At 42.7% G+C, this 6,681-nt stretch carries 5 protein-coding genes; 2 read left to right on the top strand and 3 right to left on the bottom strand.

Annotation, left to right across the window (positions count from 1 at the left end; genetic code table 11):
* Positions 1 to 141 precede the first annotated feature (141 nt).
* A complete protein-coding gene (locus tag V7K48_RS33930) occupies positions 142 to 318 on the top strand; it encodes a hypothetical protein (RefSeq protein WP_335079587.1) in 177 nt (58 codons plus the stop codon).
* On the top strand, positions 275 to 550 hold the full coding sequence (locus V7K48_RS33925; protein WP_335079585.1) for a hypothetical protein: 276 nt from the start codon (positions 275 to 277) through the stop codon (positions 548 to 550). The genes V7K48_RS33930 and V7K48_RS33925 overlap by 44 nt, the downstream gene beginning before the upstream one ends.
* Before the next feature lie 407 nt (positions 551 to 957).
* Here V7K48_RS33925 and V7K48_RS33920 read toward each other — a convergent pair whose 3' ends face one another.
* The 3 genes from V7K48_RS33920 to V7K48_RS33910 form a co-directional block, all read right to left on the bottom strand.
* The gene (locus tag V7K48_RS33920; RefSeq protein ID WP_335079583.1) at positions 958 to 2,031 is read right to left on the bottom strand and encodes a hypothetical protein; all 1,074 of its coding nucleotides are present in this window, start codon (positions 2,029 to 2,031) and stop codon (positions 958 to 960) included.
* 557 nt (positions 2,032 to 2,588) lie between these two features.
* A complete protein-coding gene (locus tag V7K48_RS33915) occupies positions 2,589 to 3,809 on the bottom strand; it encodes a glycosyltransferase family 4 protein (protein ID WP_335079581.1) in 1,221 nt (406 codons plus the stop codon).
* Positions 3,810 to 3,977: 168 nt separating this feature from the next.
* Positions 3,978 to 6,635: an MGH1-like glycoside hydrolase domain-containing protein gene (locus V7K48_RS33910; RefSeq protein WP_335079579.1), complete on the bottom strand. Its 2,658-nt coding sequence runs from the start codon at positions 6,633 to 6,635 to the stop codon at positions 3,978 to 3,980.
* Positions 6,636 to 6,681 lie beyond the last annotated feature (46 nt).

The raw sequence follows: 6,681 nt of genomic DNA, 5'->3' as shown, positions 1-6,681 counted from the left end.
TGAAAACGCTCTAAATTGGTTTAATCATTGTGGTCTATTTTTTGAGCCTATTCGATAGTTATTTTTGTGGTTTTTTTGATCGCAAACTGCTGTAACTATTGCGAATTTCTGGGACACATCGGTGTTGCGTTTCTAGGGGGAATGGTTCGCCTACTTGAAGCTGATGGTGGTGATGTGACTTTCGACTGGAATACACTTACCGATAAAAAAATTCGTACTAACTTGGCTCAGAATGGTTTTTTATACGATTTTGGATATAATTGGGAACCTTGGGATGGTAACTCTATCCCCTTTAGGAGCGATCGCTATTCCTATTGATCTAACAGTAGATAATGCAACAACTGATGCAGCCATCAACCGATTCAAAACTCAAGCTGTTGATGGCTATGACCTACTGCTCCTAGAAGCGATTAGTAAAGCAGGAGCAGGACAAATTAAAGTTATCACAGATGACATTGATTATAGTGTTGTTCCTGGTATTCAGGTCTTTACAAGCAACAAGTATGTAATTCAGGAAGCTGCTTCACAGAATAAGTTAGTGGTGCGCTAATTAGGTTTAGCGTTGCAGCATTTTATTTCGCAGATGCTGAATGCGATCGCTTCTCACACAAAACTTTCTGGTCGTGCCTCAACAGATAACCGAAGCCAGCTAACAGTGAAGTTGTGCGGCTATAAATAACCTTTGGCTCACAGAGATATTGTAGACTTCTTCTTTGAGTTCTTCCAAAGACATAGATCAACTCTCCAACAGAGGCTAACATCTCAATTTTAGTACAAAGGTTGTTTATCTAATCAAAAGCTTGTTTTTAGCGTGTCTAAATTTACTGGTTTTTTAGAGGAGGCGTTTGCACCTGTTGCGAAGGTATTTATTCACTAATCCTAAATATTTGACTAACAAAAAGGTTAGTAACAACTTCAAAAAAGTAACTTTGGTCAATGAAATACTGAACCACACATTTAATTTTGCAGATTCAGAACTGCTTTCAGAACTTCTTCATTCGTAAAATAGTGATCATGAGATTCACCACTAAGCTGCTTCCACAGAGAGAAGGTCGTTCGAGTTTGTTTCTGCTGTATTCTCTCAAGACGAGACTTTTTGGGAATAGGTGTTTTTGTACACAGCCAATCTTGATCTGAATAAAAATCAATCCAAGCTTCTATTTTTTCGTTGTTAACACATTTGCTAATTTCCTTCTCTAGTTGTATAGATTTACATGATAGCAATTTTAGACAACCTCCCATAGATATATATCTAACTCTATGATCACCTTGATAATCTGCGAGTAAATCAGTTGCGATAACAACGCCGAAACTATGGGCTAGAATAGTCACTTTATCGTAAAGCTCTGTCTCTAGAACAGCATTCAATTTATCTGCAACCTGCTTTCGGATTTTTGCCTTCAAGATTTTCCCTTCAGAGTTCTCTTCCAAATATCGTGTTGAAAAATCTGCAATATCAGCAATTAGGTTGATTGGCACAAAGCTGAAGATACCACTTACAACTAGCCAGGCTGACCAATTAGTCATCTGCTTTCCGAAAGAACTGATTGGCTTTGACCAATCTTCCGGAATAGGAAATCCTAAAAAGTTTGGCTCTTGTCCTAGTGCTACAAATGCAAGTCCAACAATTCCATAAAACCAAAAAATCCATAGAACTAAGGATGTTCCCAAACCTATTAGTAGAGGAGGAGAGTTTCTCAGTGTAAGTAGGTTCTTTGTAAAGAACCAATAGAACAATATATAGATCCCGCGAAACACTTGGGTTTTCAAGTTGCTACCACTTAGCTGTTTACTAAATAAGTCATTCCAATAAGCATCATAAACATCAATTTCCCTAGAGCTATTTTTACCTAAATCTAACTTGAATTTCTTTCCAATGTGTCCTGTTATCTTTTCCTCTCCTATTTCCTGAACTCTGGGAAACTCTAAAACCTCTGTAAGACCAACGGATAAACAATCGATAAAGTGATTTCTATCTCTGCCAAGATAAAAACCATGAACAAAAATAACAGCTTCTCGTTGGGATGCCATTTGCTATGCAACTCATAGTAACAAAAGACTCTATTCTATGATCATAGATAGCCTTTTGTCGTTCATTACACTAATGTGTATAACTGTTCTTGATCTTAGCAAGTAAGCCTTCTAAATCTTCCTTGTACTGTGCATTTCAACCTCAAACTGTATATTAGACATCTCCTTCAATTAAGACCCCTCTCCAAACCTTTCTTCGCTTCGAGGAGAGGCTTAATTTCCGTGATATTTGGATGTAAATTTCAGGTAACTAAATCTTTTCCGGAGATGTCTATTACTCGGCGCGTCTATGAATCCTCATCAAGCATCTATTCAATTTTCGGTGGCTGCGGTTTCAAACTGCACTTGTCGGTACAAATGGGCCTAGGTGTAGCCCGTCGTAGACATCGCTATTTCTACATTCACCGATATCTCAAAGCCTTATTCTCTTGTAACAAACTAGCCTGACTGCGAAACTGGCGTTAGCGCAGCCCGCCGTAGGCATCGCACCTTATAAGTTAGTCACAGAGATACTTGGGCAGTTTTCGGAGATGTCTATTGTCTATTATTCTGTATGCTTAAAACAAGCTCCCAAGACAAACTTGTTCATAGCTTTTACCAGCGATATCCCAAGTGAATTCTGTTTCTACCAGTTGTCTGCCGTTGTCAGACAATTCTGAACGCAGATGTGGGTGATCAAATAGTTGACTAATAGCGGTGACGTACTCTGCTGATTTATTGGCTCGTAATGCCCGTAATGTATGATTAGCACCATCAACAGCTAATCCTTCTAAGCCGCGATCACTGGCTACTACAGGTACACCAGCTGCCATTGCTTCTAAAGTTTTATTTTTAATGCCAAACCCAGTCCGCATAGGTACAACGCAGACGGTGGCTTGATCTAAATATCTTACCATCGAAGGTACACGCCCAATCACATTAATTCCTGGTTTTTGATCAAGTGCTAAAACTTCTGGTACCGGATGAGAACCGACAATATCGAAAGTTGCATCAGGATACAATTTTTGGATTTCTGGCAAAACTTCGTTGCTGAAAAAGCAGACAGCATCAATGTTTGCTAAATTATCCATTGCACCGATGAAAATTAAGCGGTGTCCTCCTGGATCGGTGGTGCGGTTAGGGAAAGAAACTAAATCTACGCCATTGGGAATAACTCTAATTTCACTGTTGGGGTTAAATTCTTGTAGTTGAATTTTATCCTCTTCTGTTGTGGCGACAATTGCCGAAAATTTAGCACAGTAACTTTGCTCATAACGACGCAAAAGTGGCAGATTAATTTTCTCTCTAAGTGAATTTTCCGAAATGCCCGTTGCTAGTTGGTTCTGACAGGTAGCGTAAATAGAGCTATGAACATTAACTATGGTTTTTAGCTGTTTCTGAAAATGCGATCGCACATAAATTTCATTGACACTATGTTCGCAGGTAATTACATCACATTTCCTCGCTTCCACCCAGTTATCAACCCACGTTTGCATCTCAACTGAGTAGCGGTTAAGTACGTTTGGCGGTGTCCCCTGTTGTAAAAATCTCCCAAATCGCTGTATTTTCTTGAATATTCCGGTAGTTCCAGAATCTGGCGGACGTTCAAAAATGGCTAGATGATCCACACAATCGCGTAATCCTGCTACTTCTGCGTCTGTAACATCGCCTTCGCGTTGAGTTGCGAGGGTAACAGTATGGCGTTGACTCAGGTATTTAAGTAAATTAAATGTCCTTACTTGAGTTCCCCCGCGCGTTGGTGGGTAGGGAAAGGTGGAAGATAGCATTAAAATGTTCATATAAGTGATGAATCAAATGTGATACATACACCATGACCTGATTGGAGGCTTTATGTCACGTCGCTTCTCTCCCAGACGCGCAAAGGAGGCTTTGATATTCAAAATTCACCAGGTCACGCCCAAGATTCACCAACAAAGCCCTATAAGTGCGTAAGTCCTAGACACATTCTAGTCGGGAACTAGGCATTTACCGCACCGATAAATTAGTTCTGCAATCACTCCTGTCCAGCCAGTTTGGTGGCTAGCTCCTAAGCCAGCCCCATTGTCGCCATGAAAGTATTCATTAAACGTGAGCAAATTTCGCCAATGGGGATTGTTCTGAAAAATCTCGACAGCACCGTAGACAGGTCGGTGATCGCTACCATTTTGTTGAAAAATCCGTTCAAGTCGTTTTGACAAATCAATCGCTACCTCCTTGAGTGTCATCCATTGTCCAGAACCAGTTGGACATTCTACTTTGTAGTCATCTCCTAAGTATTGATAAAATTGGTGTAGGGCTTCAATCACTAGATAATTCATCGGAAACCAAATCGGCCCACGCCAGTTAGAATTACCACCAAATAAATTGCTTGTAGATTCAGCTGGTTCGTAGTCTACTCGGTACTCCTGATCGTTGACGTGCATGATGAAGGGATGTTCTGCATGAAATTTCGATACAGAGCGAATGCCATAGGGACTTAAAAACTCACGTTCGTCCAACATCCGCTTTAAGATGCGGGTTAGCTTGTCACGGTTTAAGATTGCCATTAAACGGCGCTGGTGTTCGCCTTCGGTGTGCATACAGGCAATTCCAGTTGTGAGATCCGGGCGATGTTCAATAAACCACTGGGTACGCTGACGGAACCCGCTAAGTTTTTCCAGGGTTTCGGGTTCTAGCGTTCCTACTGCAAACAAAGGCACTAACCCAACCAGCGATCGCACTTTTATTGGACAATGATGTCCATCTGGAAAGCGCAGCGCATCGTAAAAGAATCCGTCCTCCTCATCCCAGAGGACAAGTTCATCTTTACCAATCCCATCCATCGCGGCTGCAATTCGCAGAAAATGCTCGAAGAATTTGCTGGCAATGTCTTCGTAGATGGGTTCATCTATAGCCAGTTCTAGGGCGATCGTCAGCATATTCATGCAAAACATCGCCATCCAGCTTGTACCGTCTGCTTGCTCTAAATCACCGCCTGTTGGTAAGGGCGCACTGCGATCAAACACGCCAATATTGTCCATGCCCAAAAAGCCGCCCTGAAAAATGTTTTTACCGTCGGCATCCTTGCGGTTGACCCACCAAGTAAAGTTGAGCAGCAGCTTTTGAAATACCCGTTCGAGAAACCGTTTGTCAGCGTGTCCGTAGAACTTCTGCTCGATCTGATAGACCTGCCACACTGCCCAAGCGTGTACAGGTGGATTGACATCGCTCAGTTTCCACTCATATGCAGGCAACTGCCCGTTTGGATGCATATACCATTCTCGCGTCAGGCGTTCCAGTTGTTGCTTGGCAAAATCTGGGTCAATCATTGCCAAAGGAATCATATGAAATGCCAAATCCCAAGCAGCAAACCAAGGATATTCCCAGGTATCTGGCATCGAGAGAATATCATCAATATATAGATGTACCCAATCAGCGTTGCGAACACTCTGACGCGAATTGGGGGGAGTTAGAGTCGCCGGGTCACCTTTGAGCCAATCTTCGATGACGTACAGATAAAACTGTTTGCTCCACAGCATCCCAGCAAAGGCCTGACGCTGGATGGTGCGCTGGTCGTCGCTTAAGGGAAACGGCGTAATCCGTTGATAGAATTCGTCGGCTTCTTTAATGCGATCGCCCAAAATTTGCTCGAACTCACTGCCAAACGGTTCGGCAATTCCAGATGAATCCGCCAATCGCAAGCGTATAGTTTGCTCTGCTCCTGGTGGAATGATCAATTTGTAGTCAGCAGCAAATTTCGTGCCGATACGGTTCGGATTCACTGCATCCTGGCGCTTATGAACTACATACTCATGGAAGCCATCTTTAACGTAGGGTGAGACATTTTCTGTGCCGTACAGCCGCTCAAAATTCGTTTCATTCTCAGTAAACAAAAGTTCTGCTGCGCCCTGACAGTAGAGCCAATAATTGCTCATACTAGGGTGAGACGCTTCAATGATGCTCAAATCTGTCTCGGATTTCAGAACCTTTAGCACTGGTTTTTCACTTTTGCCATCGAATGACCAGGTATTGCGAAACCAAAATGAAGGCAGCAGATGTAATGGCTGGGCTTGGGAACTGCGATTGGCAATCGTGATTTGAATTAATATGTCTTCAGCAGAGCCTTTGGCGTACTCGACGAACACATCAAAGTAGTGGTCTTCGTCAAAGACACCCGTATCAATCAATTCAAATTCCGCCTCCTGCTTGCTGCGGCGACGGTTTTCTTCTACCAGTTGTGTATAGGGAAATGCCTGCTGCGGATATTTGTACAAGCATTTCATGTATGCATGAGTTGGCGTGTTATCCAGAAAAAAGTAGTATTCCTTAACATCTTCACCATGATTGCCTTCACTGCCCGTTAAGCCAAACATCCGCTCTTTGAGGATTGGGTCTTGCTCGTTCCAGAGGGCGATCGCAAAACACAATCGCTGATTATTGTCAGAAATTCCGGCAATGCCATCTTCACCCCAACGGTAAGCACGCGATCGGGCATGATCATGGGGGAAGTAGTCCCAAGCTGACCCATCTGGGCTGTAATCTTCGCGTACTGTCCCCCACTGCCGATTACTCAGGTAAGATCCCCAGCGTCGCCAGTAGGCTTTGCGATCGCGGTCTTCTTGCAACCGTTGTTCTTCTGCTGTCATAGTTCCCCTTTGCTTATCTGATTTAGTTTAATTAATAACACTTAGC

Source organism: Nostoc sp. (assembly GCF_036919615.1).
Lineage (GTDB): Bacteria > Cyanobacteriota > Cyanobacteriia > Cyanobacteriales > Nostocaceae > Nostoc.
This window is presented reverse-complemented; position numbering and strand designations above follow the sequence as displayed.

Excerpts from the sequence above, each read along its gene's own strand:
- V7K48_RS33915 (WP_335079581.1), bottom strand. The coding sequence starts at position 3,809 with ATGAACATTTTAATGCTATCTTCCACCTTTCCCTACCCACCAACGCGC.
- V7K48_RS33925 (WP_335079585.1), top strand. The coding sequence starts at position 275 with ATGGTAACTCTATCCCCTTTAGGAGCGATCGCTATTCCTATTGATCTA.
- V7K48_RS33920 (WP_335079583.1), bottom strand. The coding sequence starts at position 2,031 with ATGGCATCCCAACGAGAAGCTGTTATTTTTGTTCATGGTTTTTATCTT.
- V7K48_RS33930 (WP_335079587.1), top strand. The coding sequence starts at position 142 with ATGGTTCGCCTACTTGAAGCTGATGGTGGTGATGTGACTTTCGACTGG.
- V7K48_RS33910 (WP_335079579.1), bottom strand. The coding sequence starts at position 6,635 with ATGACAGCAGAAGAACAACGGTTGCAAGAAGACCGCGATCGCAAAGCC.